Below are 16252 nucleotides of genomic sequence, written 5' to 3' on the forward strand. Positions count from 1 at the left end.
GCGCCTTGGTCGGCCGTCGGCATGCCCGATCCGATCCACCGAACCTACACGGAGAGCTTCCATGGCATTCCCCTACGCACGGGCATTGGTCCGGGGCGCGGTAGCAGTGGCATTGGTGTTCGGCAGCATCGCGACGGCCAGCGCGCGCGACCTCATCGTGGGCCTGAAGACCGAGCCCAGCTCGATGGACCCGCACTATCACAACCTCACTCCCAACAACCAGTTCGCCGACACGCTGTTCGACGGGCTCACCAGCACGGACGCGCAGTTCAAGCCGGAGCCGGCACTGGCCGAGTCCTGGACGGTGGACGGCAATGTCTGGACCTTCAAGCTGCGCAAGGACGTGAAGTTCTCCGACGGCTCGCCCTTCACGGCGGACGACGTGGTGTTCACCTACGACCGCGTGGGCAAGGTGCCCAACAGCCCATCGCCCTTCACGCTGTTCCTGAGCGCCGTCGACAAGGTCGAGGCCGTGGATCCTCATACGGTGCGCATCACCACCAAGGAGCCTTCCCCGCTCATGCTGGTGAACCTGGCCCAGCTCGCCATCATGTCCAGGAAGGCGGCCTCCGGGCCGGTGCCCGAGGGCAAGACCACCACCGAGCTCAACAGCGGCGACGGCCTGGTGGGCACGGGCCCGTACAAGTTCGCGTCCTGGCGGCGCGGCGCCGAGATCGTGCTCGAGCGCAACGAGCATTACTGGGGCCCCAAGCCGGCCTGGGATCGCGTGGTCTACCGGCCCATGACGAACGCGGCGTCCCGGGTGGCGGCGCTGATGGCGGGCGACGTGGACCTCATCGAGGATCCCCCCACCGACGACCTGCCGCGCCTGAAGGAAGACAAGAACCTGTATATCGAGCAGACGCCGTCGTCGCGGGTCATCTACGTGGCGCTCGACCAGTTCCAGGACAAGAGCCCGGGCATCGAGGGCACGGACAAGAACCCGCTGAAGGACGTGCGCGTGCGCCAGGCCCTTTCCCTGGCCATCGACCGCCATGCCATCGTCGACCGCGTGATGGGCGGCGTGGCCGAGGCGGGCTTCAACCTGCTGCCCTATCCCATGTTCGGCACCTCGAAGGCCCTCACCGAGGTGCCCAAGGCCGACGTGGCCAAGGCCAAGGCGCTGCTCAAGGAGGCGGGCTATCCGGACGGCTTCGCGATCACGCTGGGCACGCCTTCCGGCCGCTACATCAACGATGCCAAGGTGGCGCAGGCGGTGGCTTCCATGTGGACCCGCATCGGCGTGAAGACCGCCGTGAACGCCCTGTCGCCTCCGGTGTTCTTCAAGGCGCGCGACAGCTACCAGTTCAGCGCCTACCTGGCCGGCTGGGGAGCCTCCACGGGCGAGATGTCCAACCCGCTGCGCTCGCTGCTGGTCACGCAGGATCCGAAGCGGGGCCTGGGCACCACCAACCGCGGCCGCTATTCCAATCCGGAAATGGACAAGCTGGTGGCGCAGGCCGATGCCACGATGGACGACCAGGCGCGCAGCGAGCTGCTGCAGAAGGCCGCCGCCATGGCCATGCAGGACTACGCCCTGCTGCCGCTGCATTTCGAGCTCTCGGTATGGGCCATGAAGAAAGACCTGCGCTACCAGGGCCGCGCCGACCAGAGCACGCTGGCGCAATTCGTGACGCCCGCGCCCTGACGGTGACGCGCATGCCGGAGGCCGTGCAGTGCTAGCCACCATCATCCGGCGGCTGCTGCAGACCGTGATCGTCATGCTGGTGATGTCGGCGCTGGTGTTCGCCGGCATCTACATGGTGGGCGACCCGGTATCCATGCTGGCCAGCCCGGAGGCCACCGAGGCGCAGCGCGAGGCCATACGCCAGTCGCTGGGGCTGCACCTGCCGCTCTGGGAGCAATACCTGATCTTCATGGGCCAGGCGGTGCGGGGCGATTTCGGCAACAGCTTCCTCACCGGCGAGCCGGCCATGCGGCTGATCCTGCAGCGCATGCCGGCCACGCTGGAGCTGGCCACCGTGGCCATGCTGCTGTCGGTGCTGATCGGCGTGCCGCTGGGCATCCTGGCGGGGCTGCGGCCCAAGGCCATCGGCTCGCGCGCCATCATGACCGGCTCCGTGCTGGGTTTCTCGCTGCCCAATTTCTGGGTGGGCCTGATGCTCATCATGGTGTTCGCCGTGATGCTGGGCTGGCTGCCCGCCAGCGGACGGGGCGCCACGGTGTCGGTGGGCCCGGTGGGCCTCAGCGTGCTCACGCTGGACGGCTGGTCGCGGCTGATCCTGCCCGCCGCCACGATCGCGCTGGCCAAGTGCGCCATGATCGTGCGCGTGACGCGGGCCGCCACGCGCGAGTCGCTGCCCATGGACTACATCAAGTTCGCGCGCGCCAAGGGGTTGCATGAAAAGCGCGTGCTGGGCGTGCACCTGCTGAAGAACATCCTGATTCCCGTGGTGACGGTGGCGGGGCTCGAATACGGCCAGGTGATCGCCTTCGCGGTGGTCACGGAAACCGTGTTCTCGTGGCCCGGCATGGGCAAGCTGCTGATCGATTCCATCATCAACCTCGACAGGCCGGTGGTGGTGGCCTACCTGATGCTGGTGGTGTTCCTGCTGGTGATGCTGAACCTGGTGGTGGACATCGTCTACACCATACTGGACCCCCGGGTCCGCCTGGATGCGCGCCGATGAGCAGCCTGCCCGCAATGCCTGATCCCGCCGTCCCGCCCGCGGCCGTGGCCGAATCGCCGTGGCGCCGGCTGGCCGCCGATTTCTTCGCCAGCAAGCTGGCCGTGCTCGGCCTGGCGGTGCTGCTGCTGACCGTAGGCGCGGCCCTCTGCGCGCCCTGGATCGCGCCGCAGAATCCCTATGACATCGGCACGCTGGACATCATGGATTCCAAGATGCCGCCGGGCAGCGCCAGCATGGACGGCTCGACCACGTACTGGCTGGGCACCGACGGACAGGCGCGCGACCTGCTCTCGGCCATCCTGTACGGACTGCGCACCAGTCTGCTCGTGGGCTTCGTCTCGGTGACCGCGGCCTTCGCCATCGGTGCGGCGGTGGGGCTCGTGGCGGCCTACTTCGGCGGCCGCATCGACGCGCTGCTGATGCGCATCGTGGACATCCAGCTGTCGTTCCCTGCCATCCTGGTGGCCCTGATCCTGCTCGCCATCCTGGGCAAGGGCGTGGACAAGGTCATCATCGCGCTGGTGGTGGTGCAGTGGGCGTATTTCGCGCGCGCGGCGCGCGGCGCGGCCCTGGTCGAGCGCGGCAAGGAATACGTGGAGGCGGCGCGCTGCATGTCGCTGGGCGCCGGGCGCATCCTGTTCCGCCACGTGCTGCCCAATTGCATGCCGCCGCTCATCGTCATCGCCACCATCGACCTCGCGCACGCCATCGCGCTGGAGGCCACGCTGTCGTTCCTGGGCGTGGGCGTGCCGGTGACGGAGCCCTCGCTCGGCATGCTGATCGCCAATGGGTTCGAATACCTGCTGTCGGGCCAGTACTGGATCTCGTTCTTCCCCGGCATCGCGCTGGCGGTGGCCATCGTGGCCATCAACCTGGTGGGCGACCACCTGCGCGACGTGCTCAACCCGCGCAACGCCAACTAGAGGACCCGCATGCAGCAAGCCGTGGCAGCCGCAACCGCAGACCGCAGCGCCGCCGGGCGCGTGCTGGAGGTGCGTGGGCTCAAGACGCAGTTCCCGACGCGCGCGGGCGTGGTGCGCGCCGTGGACGGCGTGGACCTGCACCTCGACCGCGGCGAGATCCTGGGCCTGGTGGGCGAGTCGGGCTCGGGCAAGAGCATCACGGGCTTCTCGCTGATGGGCCTGCTGGATCCGCCGGGCCGCGTGGTCGAAGGCGAGGTCCTCTTTGACGGCACCGACCTGCGGCAGGCCTCGCCGGCGCGGTGGCGCGCGCTGCGCGGCAACGAGATCGCCATGATCTTCCAGGACCCGATGATGACGCTCAATCCGGTCCTGCGCGTGGACACGCAGATGATCGAGACCGTGCTGGCGCATCGCCGCGTGAGCCGCGCGCAGGCGCGCGAACGGGCGCTCCAGGCCCTCTCCATGGTGGGCATCCCGGCGCCGCAGGAGCGGCTGCGCGCCTATCCGCATGAATTGTCGGGCGGGATGCGGCAGCGCGTGGCCATCGCCATCGCCCTGCTCAACCAGCCGCGGCTCGTCATCGCCGACGAGCCCACCACGGCGCTGGACGTCACCATCCAGGGGCAGATCCTGTACGAGATGCAGAACCTGTGCCGCGACACCGGCACCGCGCTGATCTGGATCACGCACGACCTGGCCGTGGTGGCCGGGCTGGCCGACCGCGTGGCCGTGATGTATGCGGGGCGCATCGTCGAGACGGGCAGCACCGCGGACGTGATCGGCCGGCCGCTGCATCCCTATACCCATGGGCTGATCGCCTCGATCCCCACGCCCGGTCGGCGCGGCCAGCCGCTGGCGCAGATCCCGGGCATGACGCCCTCGCTGCTGGACCTGCCGGCCGGCTGTGCGTTCCGGGCACGCTGCCCGCGCGCCAGCGCCGCCTGCGAGGTTGCCCCCGAGCCCGTGGCGCACGGACCGGGGCACTGGGTGCGCTGCTGGCACGCCGGAGCTGCGTGATGGATATGCCGCTTTCCCACCCCCCTCTTTCCCCCGCTCCTGCCGGCGCGCCGCTGTTGTCGCTGCGCGCGGTGCAGATGCGCTTCGTGCAGCCGGTGGACCTGGCCGGCCGCATCGCCAACCTGTTCGGCGCGGGGCTGCGGACCCAGGTGGTCCATGCCGTCGATGGCGTGGACCTGGACGTGCGACCGGGCGAAGTCATCGGCATCGTGGGCGAATCCGGTTGCGGCAAGTCCACGCTGGGCCGCATGGCGGCAGGCATATTGCGGCCCACGGCCGGCAGCATCCACTACGGGGGGCGCGACGTGGCGGCGCTGCCCCGCACGCAGCGCCGGGAGTACGAGCTGGGCGTGCAGATGATCTTCCAGGATCCCTATGCCTCGCTCAACCCGCGCATGCGCGTAGCCGACATCGTGGGCGAGGCGCCGGTGGCGCATGGCCTGATCCGCGCCGGCGAGCGCCGCGACTATGTGGCCGGACTGCTGCGCCAGGTGGGCCTGGACCCCTCCTATGCGCAGCGCTATCCGCACCAGTTCTCGGGCGGCCAGCGCCAGCGCATCGGCATCGCGCGCGCCCTGGCGCTCAAGCCGCGCGTGATCGTGTGCGACGAGGCCGTGGCGGCGCTGGACGTATCCATCCAGGCCCAGGTGCTCAATCTCTTCGAGCGGCTGCGCGACGAATTCGATCTCACCTACCTCTTCATCAGCCACAACCTGGGGGTGGTGAGCCACATCTCCGATCGCGTGGCCATCATGTACCTGGGCCGCGTGGTCGAGCTGGCGCCCGCCGAGACGGTGTTCGCCGGCGCCAACCATCCCTACACCCAGGCCCTGCTGGCCGAGCTGCCCACGCTCGTGCCCGGACGGCGCAGCTATCGGCCCATCCGGGGCGAACTGCCCTCGCCCCTGGCGCCGCCCACCGGCTGCGCCTTTCATCCGCGCTGCCCGCACGCCATGCCGCGCTGCAAGGCCGAGCAGCCCCTGCTGCGCGCCGTGGCGCCGGGCCATCACAGCGCCTGCCACCTCAACGACGGGGCCGGCGCCGGCATGTGATAAAAGAAAAGCATGCCCGGCAATACCCACAGGATTTCCCCATGAAGACCCTAGACGAAATCGAACGCGCGCATGCCGGCCTCACGGCCCTGCGGCGCGACATCCATGCCCATCCGGAACTGGCGTTCGAGGAAACGCGCACTTCGGCCCTGGTGGCGCAGCGCCTGCAAGACCTCGGCCTGGAAGTGCATGCCGGATTGGGCAAGACCGGCGTCGTGGGCGTGCTGCGCGCCGGTTCTTCCGGGCGCAGCATCGGCCTGCGGGCCGACATGGACGCCCTGCCCATGCCCGAACTCAACCGTTTCGAGCACAAGTCCACCGTGCCGGGCCGCATGCACGGCTGCGGCCACGACGGCCATACCACCATGCTGCTGGGGGCGGCGGAATACCTGGCCCGGCACCGCAATTTCGACGGCACGGTGAACTTCATCTTCCAGCCGGCCGAAGAGGGCGGCAACGCGGGCGCGCGCGCCATGATGGAAGACGGCCTGTTCGATCGATTCCCGTGCGACGCGATATTCGGGCTGCACAACATGCCCGGCATGCCGGCCAACCGTTTCGGCTTCCGCGTAGGCCCGCTGATGGCGTCCAGCAACCGCTGGGACATCGTCATCAAGGGCGTGGGCGGCCATGCGGCGCAGCCGCACCGTTCGGTGGATCCCATCGTGATCGCCGCCGAGATGGTGCAGGCCCTGCAGACCGTGATCTCGCGCAGCCGCGATCCGCTCGACACCGCCGTGCTGACCATCACCCAGATCCACGCGGGCGACGCCTACAACGTGATTCCCGGCGAAGCGGTGCTGCGCGGCACGGTGCGTACGTATTCGGTGGATGCGCTGGACAAGATCGAGGCCGACATGCGCCGCATCGCCACCACGCTGCCGCAGGTATATGGCGGCACGGGCGAACTGCATTTCGTGCGCGCCTATCCGCCGCTGGTCAACTGGGAGAAGGAAACCGCGTTCGCCGCCGGCGTGGCGCGCGAGGTATTCGGCGACGAGCAGGTCGAGGAGGACATCCCGCCCTTCATGGGGGCCGAGGACTTTTCCTTCTACCTGGAGAAGGTGCCGGGCTGCTATTTCTTCCTGGGCAACGGCGAGGGCGAGCATCGCCTGGCCTCCTACCATGGCATGGGCCCTTGCCAGCTGCACAACTCCAACTACGACTTCAACGACGCATTGCTGCCGGTGGGCGCCACCTATTGGGTGAAGCTGGTCGAGGCTTACCTGCCCAAGGGCTGACCGGCGCGCGCCGTGCGTATAAGCATATGCCCCGCAGTCCATATGACGCGGGGCTTTTTTCTAACGCGGATTAATTCGTTCGTCCGCGGATGCCAGCTTTGCATAATGACTCGCTCCTGACCGGCATGGTGCCGGTCTCCCACGCCGGGCCGCGTTTCGCGGCCTCCCGGAGCGATACATGTCCCTCAGCATTGCCCCGCAGGGCGCTGCCGCGCGCCCGGTTCCTCCTGTGCCGGCACCGCAGGCCGACGCCCCGCGCCAGGATTTCGAGATCCGGCCTTTCGACTGCGCCACCGGCGCCGAGATCATCGGCCTGGACCTGCGGGAGGCGCTGCATCCCGCCGACTTCGCGCGCGTGCATCGCGCCCACCTCGACTATCACGTGCTGGTGTTCCGCGACCAGCGCATCACGCCGCAGCAGCACATCGCGTTCAGCCGCCGCTTCGGCCAGCTGATGATCCACGTGCTGCACCAGTTCCACCTGGCCGGCCATCCCGAGATACTGGTGATCTCCAACATCATCGAGAACGGCCAGCCCATCGGCCTGGGCGATGCCGGCAAGCTCTGGCATTCGGATATCTCGTACAAGCCGGTGCCCGCGATGGGCTCGCTGCTGCATGCGCAGGAGCTGCCCGGCGAGGGCGGCGACACGCTGTTTGCCAACATGCACCTAGCCTACGACACGCTGCCTGCGCATCTGCGCAAGGCCATCGAGGGCCGCCGTGCGGTGCACTCGTACCTGGCCCGCTACGCGCGCCTGCAGAGCGAAGGCAACTGGCGGCCGGAACTGAGCGATGCGCAGCGCGCGCAGGTGCAGGAAGTGGAGCATCCGGTGGTGCGCACCCATCCCGAGACGGGCCGCCGAGCGCTGTTCGTGAGCGAGGGCTTCACGACCCGCATCGTCGGCCTGCCCGAAGACGAAAGCCGACAGATCCTGGACGCGCTGCATGCGCACAGCGTGCGTCCGCAGCACGTGTATCGCCACGTCTGGCGCGAACACGACCTCGTGTTCTGGGACAACCGTTCCCTGATCCACCTGGCCGCCGGCTGCCCGGCGCACCTGCGTCGCAAGCTGTACCGCACCACCATCGAAGGCGACGTGCCGTTCTGAACGGCACGCCCATTGCCAGAATCACAATCAAGGAAGTCCGCATGTCCCATCCGGTGTTCCTGCGCGCGAGCCTGGCGCGTTACCTGACCGGCGGCCTGCTGGCCGCTTTCCTCGCCGTGGTGGCGCTTGCTTCGCCCACGCCGGCGCAGGCGGCCGAGTCCGGCCGTATCCGCATCGCCGAGCAGTACGGCATCGTGTACCTGCTGCTGAACGTGGTGCGCGACCACCAGCTGATCGAAAAGCACGCCCGCGCAGCGGGCCTGGACGTGGAAGTTGCGTGGACGCGGCTGTCGGGCGGTGCGGCGGTGAACGAGGCGCTGCTTTCCGGCGCGGTGGACATCGGGGGCGCCGGCGTGGGGCCGCTGCTCACGCTCTGGGACCGCACCCGCGGCCGCCAGAACGTGCGCGGCGTGGCGTCGCTGGGCAATTTCCCGTATTACCTGGTGAGCAACAATCCCAAGGTTCGCACGCTGGACGATTTCACCGACCAGGACCGCATCGCCGTGCCGGCGGTCGGCGTGTCGGTGCAGTCGCGCATATTGCAGATGGCTGCCGCCAAGCGCTGGGGCGACGGGCAGTACAACCGGCTCGACCGCATTTCGGTGGCGCTGCCGCACCCGGACGCCGTGGCGGCGATCCTGTCCGGAGGGACCGAGATCACCGCGCACTTCGGCAATCCCCCTTTCCAGGAACAGGAGCTGGCGGGCAACCCCGACGCACACGTGGTGCTGGATTCCTACGAGGTGCTGGGTGGCCCGAGTTCGGCCACCGTGTTGTTCGCCACCGAGGCCTTCCGCCGCGACAACCCCAAGACCTATGCCGCCTTCCAGGCGGCCCTGGCCGAAGCGGCAGCCTATGTGAGCGCCAATCCCGAAGGGGCGGCCGACAGCTACCTGCGCGTGACGGGAACCAAGCTGGACCGTGCCTTCCTGCTCGAGGTCATCCGCAATCCCAAGGTGCAGTTCAAGCTGGCTCCGCAGAACACCTATGCGCTGGCGGAGTTCATGCATCGCGTGGGGGCCATCAGGCAGAAGCCGCAAGACTGGCGCGATTACTTCTTCGACGATCCCGTCCTGGCCGAGGGGAGCTGATCATGCTGCAACGCCTGTCCGAATATCCGCGCCTGCCGCGGCCGCTGCTGCGCGCCGACGCGGTCAGCATCGAGTACAAGACCGCCGAACGACGCGTGCGCGCCACCCACCAGGTGAGCTTCGACGTCCTGCCTGGCGACCGCTACATCCTGCTCGGGCCTTCGGGCTGCGGCAAGTCCACGCTGCTCAAGGCCGTGGCCGGCTTCATCGCGCCCACCGAGGGCCGCATCCTCCTAGACGGGCGCGAGGTGCGCGGTCCGGGCCCGGACCGGGTGGTCGTCTTCCAGGAATTCGACCAGCTGCCGCCGTGGAAAACCGTGCGCGAGAACGTGGCGTTTCCGCTGCGGGTGGCCCGCAAGCTGGGGCGCGCCGAGGCCGACGAACGGGCGCTGCATTACCTCGACAAAGTCGGCCTGGCCGGCTTCGCCGGCGCGTATCCGCATACGCTGTCGGGCGGCATGAAGCAGCGCGTGGCGATTGCCCGCGCCCTGGCGATGCAGCCCAGCGTGCTGCTCATGGACGAGCCGTTCGCTGCCCTGGACGCACTCACGCGCCGCCGCATGCAGGAGGAGCTGCTCGGCTTGTGGGAGGAGGCGCCGTTCACCCTGTTGTTCGTCACCCATTCGATCGAGGAGGCCCTGGTGCTGGGTTCGCGCGTGCTGCTGCTATCGCCGCATCCGGGGCGGGTGCGTGCCGAACTCGACACCCAGGCATACGGGCTGCACGGACAGGGTTCGGCGGCGTTCCAGTCGGCCGCGCAGCGCATCCACGCGCTGCTGTTCGACCATGCCGAGCCGCGCGCTCCCGAGCCGGTACGCCGCGCCGCCTGAGGAATGCCATGACCGCACATACGGACGTCCGGCCCGCGCGGCCCGATTTCGAGCTGGTGCTGCCGCCGCTTCCCACCGGCCGTGTCGCCGAGGTGGCGCTGCCCTGGCACGAGCGTGTGCTGGCCCTGGGCTGGGTACGCAAGAGCGCCATGCTGCTGCTGCTGGCGATAGTCTGGGAGGCCGCCGCGCGCTACACCGGCAACGACCTGCTGCTGCCCGGCGCCTGGCAGACGGCGCAGGCATTCCTGCAGGGGCTGCGCGACGGCGAGCTGCCGGCTCGCGCCGCGGGCTCGCTTTCGGTGCTGCTCAAGGGCTACGTGCTGGGATGCGTGCTGGCGTTCGCGTTCACCACCGTGGCCGTGTCCACCCGGGCGGGGCGCGACCTGCTGTCCACCCTGACCGCCATGTTCAATCCCTTGCCAGCCATCGCATTGCTGCCGCTGGCCATGCTGTGGTTCGGGCTGGGCCAGGGCAGCCTGATCTTCGTGCTGGTGCACTCGGTACTGTGGGCCCTGGCGGTGAACATGCTGGCCGGTTTCCTGGGCGTGTCGGAGACGCTGCGCATGGCGGGCCGCAATTACGGGCTCGGCGGACTGCGCTATGTGCTGGCGATACTGGTGCCGGCGGCGCTGCCCGCGATCCTTTCCGGGCTGCGCATCGCATGGGCCTTCGCGTGGCGCACGCTCATTGCCGCCGAACTGGTGTTCGGCGCCTCGAGCGGGCAAGGCGGCCTGGGCTGGTACATCTTCCAGAACCGCAACGAGCTCTACACCGACCGCGTGTTCGCCGGACTGGCGGCGGTAGTGCTGATCGGCCTGCTGGTGGAAAACCTGGTGTTCGACACGCTGGAGCGCATGACGGTGCGCCGCTGGGGCATGCAGCGCTGACGCCGGAAAAAGAAAAGGCGCCAGGCATCGGGTGCCTGGCGCCTTGCGGACCGCGCCGGTCAGGCGGCGAGGTCGTAGCGGTCGAGGTTCATCACCTTGGTCCAGGCAGCGACGAAGTCCGTGACGAACTTCTCTTGCGCATCCGCGCTGCCATAGACCTCGGCCAGGGCGCGCAGCACCGAATTCGCGCCGAAGACCAGGTCGAAGCGCGTGCCGGTCCATTTGAGGGCGCCCGTCTTGCGGTCATGGCCTTCGTACGTATCGCCCACCGCCTTCCAGGCCGTGCCCATGTCGAGCAGGTTCACGAAGAAGTCGTTGGTGAGCGTGCCCGGCCTGTCGGTGAACACGCCATGCTTGCTGCCGCCCACGTTGATGTTGATGGCGCGCAGGCCGCCCAGCAGCACGGTCATCTCGGGGGCCGTGAGCGTGAGCAGCTGGGCCTTGTCGATCAGCAGCGTCTCGGCGGGCACGGCGAACGTGCCGCGCAGGTAGTTGCGGAAGCCGTCGGAGATGGGTTCGAGCGCGGCGAACGACGCGGCGTCGGTCTGTTCGGCCGAGGCATCGGTGCGTCCGGGGGTGAACGGCACCTGGATGGTCTGGCCGGCATCGCGGGCAGCCTTTTCCACGCCCGCACACCCGGCCAGCACGATCAGGTCGGCCAGCGAGATCTTCTTGCCGCCGGCGGCCGTCCGGTTGAAGTCGGACTGGATGCCGCCCAGCGTTTCGAGCACCTTGGCCAGCTGCGCAGGCTGGTTGGCTTCCCAGTCTTTCTGCGGGGCCAGGCGGATGCGTGCGCCATTGGCGCCGCCCCGCTTGTCGGAACCGCGGAAAGTGGAGGCCGAGGCCCAGGCGGTGCCCACCAGTTCGGCCACCGTGAGGCCCGAAGCCAGCACCTTGGACTTCAGCGCGGCCACGTCCTGTTCGTCGACGAGCGGATGGGTCACGGCGGGAACGGGATCCTGCCAGATGAATTCTTCCGACGGGACTTCCGGGCCGAGGTATCGCGCCCGCGGGCCCATGTCGCGATGGGTGAGCTTGAACCAGGCGCGGGCGAAGGCGTCGGCGAACTCCTGCGGATTCTCCATGAAGCGGCGCGAGATCTTCTCGTAGGCCGGATCGAAGCGCAGCGACAGGTCGGTGGTGAGCATGTAGGGCGGGATCTTCTTCTGCGGATCGAAGGCATCGGGAATGATCTCCGGCGCGCCCTTGGCCACCCACTGGTGGGCTCCCGCGGGGCTCTTCGTGAGCTCCCATTCGAAGCCGAACAGGTGCTTGAAGAAGTCGTTGCTCCATTGCGTGGGCGTGGTGGTCCAGGTGACCTCGGGGCCGCCGGTGATCGCATCGGGGCCCACGCCGCTGCCATGCCGGCTCTTCCAGCCCAGGCCCTGCTGCTCGAGCGGGGCCGCCTCGGGCTCGGGGCCGAGATTGTCCACGGGCGCAGCGCCGTGGGTCTTGCCGAAGGTGTGGCCGCCTGCGATCAGCGCCACGGTTTCCTCGTCGTTCATCGCCATGCGCGAGAAGGTCTCGCGGATGTCGTGGGCCGCCGCCACAGGATCCGGGTTGCCTTCCGGCCCTTCCGGATTGACGTAGATGAGCCCCATGGTGGTGGCGCCCAGCGGATTCTCGAGATCGCGCTGGCCCGAGTAGCGCTTGTCGGTGCCCAGCCAGGTGTTCTCGCTGCCCCAGTTCACGTCGAGGTCCGGTTCCCAGGTGTCGGGACGGCCGCCGCCGAAGCCCAGGGGCTTGAATCCCATGGACTCCAGCGCCACGTTGCCGGCGAGGATCAGCAGGTCGGCCCAGGAGATCTTCCGGCCGTATTTCTGCTTGACGGGCCACAGCAGCCGGCGCGCCTTGTCGAGGCTCACGTTGTCGGGCCAGCTGTTGAGGGGGGCGAAGCGTTGCTGGCCGCGCCCTGCGCCGCCGCGGCCGTCGCCGGTACGGTAGGTGCCGGCGCTATGCCAGGCCATGCGGATCATCAGCCCGCCATAGTGCCCGAAGTCTGCCGGCCACCACTCCTGGGAGTCTGTCATCAGCGCGCGCAGGTCCTGTTTCAGCGCGTCGTAGTCGAGGCTGTTGAACTCCTTGGCGTAATCGAAGTCAGGCCCCATGGGGTCGGACCTGGAGGAATGCTGGTTCAGGAGGTCGACTCGCAGCTGCTCCGGCCACCAGTCCAGGTTGGAGGTTGCGCGGGGCTTCGGCGCAGTGGCGTTGTGGCCCGAAAAGGGGCATTTTGCTTCGGTGTCCATGATGCTTCTCCCTGAAATGTCTCACGCCGGTAAAGGCCCGCGCGCAGGCACAGGCTGCGGTCAATCATAGACGTGGCCAGTGACATGGAGAAATAGATTTACCTCATGGCCGTGTATCAGAATGCCAATGGCGGCCCGTTTTTACCGGTAATCTCTGCCAGCCGGGCGGCGTGCGCCCGCGTCGGAAAGCAAAGGGCCGGCTCCGTGGAGCCGGCCCTTTGATGCGGTGCCGCAGATCAGGACGCGCGCGGCGTCCGGTTCAGGATGGCGGGCGTCAGCTGTTGGCCGCGTTCGCTGCCTTGCGCTCCAGCCCGCGGGTGATGGTCCACTGCTGCAGGATCGACAGCGTATTGTTCACGCACCAGTACAGCACCAGGCCGGCCGGGAAGAAGAACATCATCCCGCCGAACACCAGCGGCATGATCATCATGACCTTGGCCTGGATGGGATCCGGCGGCGTGGGGTTCAGCTTGATCTGCAGGAACATCGTGCCCATCATGATGGCGGGCAGGATGAAGTAGGGATCGCGCACCGAGAGGTCGTGCACCCAGAGGATCCACGGCGCGCCGCGCATTTCCACGCTGGCCAGCAGCACCCAGTACAGCGCGATGAACACCGGGATCTGCACCACCATGGGCAGGCAGCCGCCCAGCGGGTTGATCTTCTCGGTGCGGTACATCTCCATCATGGCCTGGTTGAGCTTCTGGCGATCGTCGCCGTACTTCTCTTTCAGGGCCTGCAGCCGCGGCGCCACCTGCTTCATGCGGGCCATCGAGCGGTAGCTGGCCGAGGCCAGCGGGAAGAACACCGCCTTGATGATCACCGTGAGCGCCACGATGGTCCAGCCCCAGTTGCCCAGCAGCCCATGCAGCCAGGTCATCAGGGTGAAGAGGGGCTTGGCGATGATGGTGAGCCAGCCGTAGTCCACCACCAGTTCCAGGCCCGGGGCGAGCGCCGCCATGGCCTTCTGGTCTTGCGGGCCCACCCACAGGTGCGAATCGACGCTGGCGGTGGAACCCGGGGCCACCTGGCCCACCGCTTCCACCGTGCGGGCGGCATACAGGTTGGGTTGCAGCTGCAGCAGCTCGTTGGTGCGGGGTTTGCCCTGCGGCGGGATCCAGGCGCTGGCGAAGTAATGCTGCACCACGCCGATCCAGCCGTTGTCGGTCTGCTTGATGTAGCTGGCCTTGTTCTTCTGGATGTCGGAGAACGTGACTTTCTGGAATTTGTCCTGCTCCGAGTACACCGCGACGCCGGTGAACGTATGGTAGAAGCTGGACGTGCCCTTGGGATCGTTGCCGTCGCGTTCGAGCTGCAGGTACAGGGCGGGCGAGACGGGCGCCGTGCCGGTATTGGTGAGATCGTGGCGCACGTCGATGTCGTAGCGGCCGCGATGCAGGGTGAAGGTCTTGGTGACCTTCAGCCCGCCGGATTCGGCCTCGAACGTCACCGCCATGCTGTCGCCCGTGAGCTGCCGTTCGGACGAGGTGATGCGGAACGGGGTCTGGTGCGTGGGGAAGCTCTGGCCCTGCGGGGCGCCGACCACGCCGGTCTGGGCCACGTAGGTGAGTTCCGGCGAGCGGTCGAGCAGCACGGTGGGGCGGCCCGTGTCGCCGTCCGTGAACTTCAGCAGTTCGGCGCGGATGAGCTGCGCGCCCTGCGTGTCGAAGGTCAGGCGCAGGCTGTCGGTGCTGACGACGACCTGCTGCGATTGCTCCACTGGCGCCTGCGTGGCGGTGCCCGGTACGGCGCCGCCGCCGGGGGCGGCCGCCGTGGCCGGCACGTTGGGCACCGAGGGCGTGGCGTTGTCGGCCGGCGCCTGGGCCGGCGTGCCGGCCTGCTGGGTCGGGGGCGTGCCGAAAAGCGAGGGCTTGCCGCTATGGACCTGCCAGTTGTTCCAGAGGAGCAACAGGGAGAAGGAGAAGATCATCCAGAGGACGGTGCGTCGGATATCCATGGTTCCTGAGGAAGTGAGTACGGGCCGGCAAAGCCCGCCAGTTTAGCGTCAATCCTGTCCGGTGCGGTGACGGTGTCCGCTGCAGCAGGGGCTGGCGGACTTTCCGCCGGGAGGCACCGGATCGTAGCCGCCGTCCGACCAGGGATGGCAGCGGCCGATACGCCGCGCCGCGAGGTATAGACCGCGCCAGGGCCCGTGGCGTTCGATGGCCTCGATCGCATAGGCCGAACAGGTGGGCGTGAAACGGCACTGGCGTCCGATCCACGGGCTGAGGAAATACCGGTAGAACCGGATGGGCGCGATCAGCAGACTCCGTATCATCGCGCGATGCGTTCAAAGTGAGCGTCCACTTCTGCGCGTGCGGCACGCTTCAGCTCGGTAAGGCTCACCGCCGTGACCCGGCTCTGCAGCCGCACCACGTAGTCGCGCGGCGGCAGCGCCAGGCGACGGGCGCGGAAGGCTTCGCGGATGACGCGCTTGAGCGTATTGCGCGTGACCGCCCGGGGAGCATAGCGTTTGGCGATGACAAGCCCGAGGCGTGCCTGTGCCGGCGCTTCGGCCGACGCAGGCGGCGCTGCGGCGCTCACCATGAAATACGCCCCTCGTGCGAGCCGCCGGCCCTTGAGGGCGGCGGCGAACTCGGAGGGGCGATGCAGGCGCGCCTCCGCAGGCAGCGTGGCGCGTGGCATGGCAGAGGAAACGGCAAGTGCCGGCACGAGGCCGGCAGCTACCCGTGGCCCGGCCGGGCTCAGACGGCCAGGCGCTTGCGGCCCTTGGCGCGACGGGCGTTCAGCACGGCACGGCCGCCGCGGGTTTTCATGCGCACGCGGAAACCATGGGTGCGCTTGCGACGGGTGACGGAAGGTTGGTAGGTGCGTTTCATGGACGTTCCAAAGAAAAGAACAAATCAGAAGGAAAGGCCGCAGCCGCCCGCGCCCTTGAGAGCGCCGGGCCCGGGGGACCCCGCCTCGCCGGGACAGGCGCGCAGGGTGTGCCACCGGCGCTTGCCACCGGCGCCAGCGCTTGCACCGGGGCTTGCACCGGGGCGCTTGCACGGGATTGCGGGGGCTGCCGTGCCGCTGGCTTCGCCTTCCAATGGAAAGGGAATTCGGCAAAAGCCCATCATTTCATCAAGTTTTCTCAGCCTTGTCAAACAGTTAGCCCGCCAATAGAGGGACGATTCCGTCCCGTCCTGTGGATAACCTGCCCGCAGGCACGGTAGAATCGAGGTTTGAACAAGAGCGAC

15 protein-coding genes are annotated in these 16252 nt (G+C 68.2%); 10 read left to right on the top strand and 5 right to left on the bottom strand.

Annotated features, from left to right (window positions below; translation table 11 throughout):
- Window positions 1–61 precede the first annotated feature (61 nt).
- The 10 genes from ACYBYQ_RS20805 (at window position 62) to ACYBYQ_RS20850 (ending at window position 10803) form a co-directional block, all read left to right on the top strand.
- The gene (locus ACYBYQ_RS20805; protein WP_459616309.1) at window positions 62–1648 is read left to right on the top strand and encodes an ABC transporter substrate-binding protein; all 1587 of its coding nucleotides are present in this window, start codon (window positions 62–64) and stop codon (window positions 1646–1648) included.
- Window positions 1649–1676: 28 nt separating this feature from the next.
- The gene (locus tag ACYBYQ_RS20810; RefSeq protein WP_459616310.1) at window positions 1677–2651 is read left to right on the top strand and encodes an ABC transporter permease; all 975 of its coding nucleotides are present in this window, start codon (window positions 1677–1679) and stop codon (window positions 2649–2651) included.
- Window positions 2652–2665: 14 nt separating this feature from the next.
- Window positions 2666–3574: an ABC transporter permease gene (locus tag ACYBYQ_RS20815; protein WP_459616311.1), complete on the top strand. Its 909-nt coding sequence runs from the start codon at window positions 2666–2668 to the stop codon at window positions 3572–3574.
- A 21-nt stretch (window positions 3575–3595) separates the two neighbouring features.
- The gene (locus ACYBYQ_RS20820; RefSeq protein WP_459616312.1) at window positions 3596–4591 is read left to right on the top strand and encodes an ABC transporter ATP-binding protein; all 996 of its coding nucleotides are present in this window, start codon (window positions 3596–3598) and stop codon (window positions 4589–4591) included.
- A gap of 5 nt (window positions 4592–4596) precedes the next feature.
- Window positions 4597–5643, top strand: coding sequence for an ABC transporter ATP-binding protein (locus ACYBYQ_RS20825; RefSeq protein WP_459618840.1), 1047 nt, complete (start codon window positions 4597–4599; stop codon window positions 5641–5643).
- A gap of 41 nt (window positions 5644–5684) precedes the next feature.
- Window positions 5685–6884, top strand: a complete 1200-nt coding sequence (locus tag ACYBYQ_RS20830; RefSeq protein WP_459616313.1) for a M20 aminoacylase family protein — start codon at window positions 5685–5687, stop codon at window positions 6882–6884.
- Window positions 6885–7062: 178 nt separating this feature from the next.
- Window positions 7063–7995: a TauD/TfdA dioxygenase family protein gene (locus tag ACYBYQ_RS20835; protein WP_459616314.1), complete on the top strand. Its 933-nt coding sequence runs from the start codon at window positions 7063–7065 to the stop codon at window positions 7993–7995.
- A 41-nt stretch (window positions 7996–8036) separates the two neighbouring features.
- On the top strand, window positions 8037–9086 hold the full coding sequence (locus ACYBYQ_RS20840; RefSeq protein ID WP_459616315.1) for an ABC transporter substrate-binding protein: 1050 nt from the start codon (window positions 8037–8039) through the stop codon (window positions 9084–9086).
- Window positions 9087–9088: 2 nt separating this feature from the next.
- Complete coding sequence (locus ACYBYQ_RS20845) at window positions 9089–9916, top strand: ABC transporter ATP-binding protein (RefSeq protein WP_459616316.1); 828 nt, start codon at window positions 9089–9091, stop codon at window positions 9914–9916.
- Between the two features lie 8 nt (window positions 9917–9924).
- Window positions 9925–10803 (top strand): ABC transporter permease, encoded by an 879-nt coding sequence (locus ACYBYQ_RS20850; RefSeq protein ID WP_459616317.1) that lies wholly within the window; start codon window positions 9925–9927, stop codon window positions 10801–10803.
- A 59-nt stretch (window positions 10804–10862) separates the two neighbouring features.
- Here ACYBYQ_RS20850 and katG read toward each other — a convergent pair whose 3' ends face one another.
- From katG to rpmH, 5 genes are all read right to left on the bottom strand, one after another.
- A complete protein-coding gene (katG, locus tag ACYBYQ_RS20855) occupies window positions 10863–13049 on the bottom strand; it encodes a catalase/peroxidase HPI (protein WP_459616318.1) in 2187 nt (728 codons plus the stop codon).
- Between the two features lie 274 nt (window positions 13050–13323).
- Window positions 13324–15006, bottom strand: coding sequence for a membrane protein insertase YidC (yidC, locus tag ACYBYQ_RS20860; RefSeq protein WP_459616319.1), 1683 nt, complete (start codon window positions 15004–15006; stop codon window positions 13324–13326).
- Window positions 15007–15054: 48 nt separating this feature from the next.
- Window positions 15055–15327 (bottom strand): membrane protein insertion efficiency factor YidD, encoded by a 273-nt coding sequence (yidD, locus tag ACYBYQ_RS20865; protein WP_459616320.1) that lies wholly within the window; start codon window positions 15325–15327, stop codon window positions 15055–15057.
- Window positions 15324–15695 carry a ribonuclease P protein component gene (locus ACYBYQ_RS20870; RefSeq protein WP_459616321.1) on the bottom strand — a complete coding sequence of 124 codons (372 nt, stop codon included), beginning with the start codon at window positions 15693–15695 and terminating at the stop codon, window positions 15324–15326. Before ACYBYQ_RS20870 ends, yidD begins: the two co-directional genes overlap by 4 nt.
- 59 nt (window positions 15696–15754) lie before the next feature.
- Entirely contained in the window at window positions 15755–15889 is a 135-nt protein-coding gene (gene rpmH / locus ACYBYQ_RS20875; RefSeq protein ID WP_003800771.1) for a 50S ribosomal protein L34, read from the bottom strand.
- Window positions 15890–16252: the final 363 nt, after the last annotated feature.

This window comes from Bordetella sp. 2513F2, from assembly GCF_054642735.1.

Excerpts from the sequence above, each read along its gene's own strand:
- ACYBYQ_RS20805 (WP_459616309.1), top strand. The coding sequence starts at position 62 with ATGGCATTCCCCTACGCACGGGCATTGGTCCGGGGCGCGGTAGCAGTG.
- ACYBYQ_RS20815 (WP_459616311.1), top strand. The coding sequence starts at position 2,666 with ATGCCTGATCCCGCCGTCCCGCCCGCGGCCGTGGCCGAATCGCCGTGG.
- ACYBYQ_RS20825 (WP_459618840.1), top strand. The coding sequence starts at position 4,597 with ATGCCGCTTTCCCACCCCCCTCTTTCCCCCGCTCCTGCCGGCGCGCCG.
- ACYBYQ_RS20830 (WP_459616313.1), top strand. The coding sequence starts at position 5,685 with ATGAAGACCCTAGACGAAATCGAACGCGCGCATGCCGGCCTCACGGCC.
- ACYBYQ_RS20835 (WP_459616314.1), top strand. The coding sequence starts at position 7,063 with ATGTCCCTCAGCATTGCCCCGCAGGGCGCTGCCGCGCGCCCGGTTCCT.
- ACYBYQ_RS20840 (WP_459616315.1), top strand. The coding sequence starts at position 8,037 with ATGTCCCATCCGGTGTTCCTGCGCGCGAGCCTGGCGCGTTACCTGACC.
- ACYBYQ_RS20845 (WP_459616316.1), top strand. The coding sequence starts at position 9,089 with ATGCTGCAACGCCTGTCCGAATATCCGCGCCTGCCGCGGCCGCTGCTG.
- ACYBYQ_RS20850 (WP_459616317.1), top strand. The coding sequence starts at position 9,925 with ATGACCGCACATACGGACGTCCGGCCCGCGCGGCCCGATTTCGAGCTG.
- katG (WP_459616318.1), bottom strand. The coding sequence starts at position 13,049 with ATGGACACCGAAGCAAAATGCCCCTTTTCGGGCCACAACGCCACTGCG.
- yidC (WP_459616319.1), bottom strand. The coding sequence starts at position 15,006 with ATGGATATCCGACGCACCGTCCTCTGGATGATCTTCTCCTTCTCCCTG.
- yidD (WP_459616320.1), bottom strand. The coding sequence starts at position 15,327 with ATGATACGGAGTCTGCTGATCGCGCCCATCCGGTTCTACCGGTATTTC.
- ACYBYQ_RS20870 (WP_459616321.1), bottom strand. The coding sequence starts at position 15,695 with ATGCCACGCGCCACGCTGCCTGCGGAGGCGCGCCTGCATCGCCCCTCC.
- rpmH (WP_003800771.1), bottom strand. The coding sequence starts at position 15,889 with ATGAAACGCACCTACCAACCTTCCGTCACCCGTCGCAAGCGCACCCAT.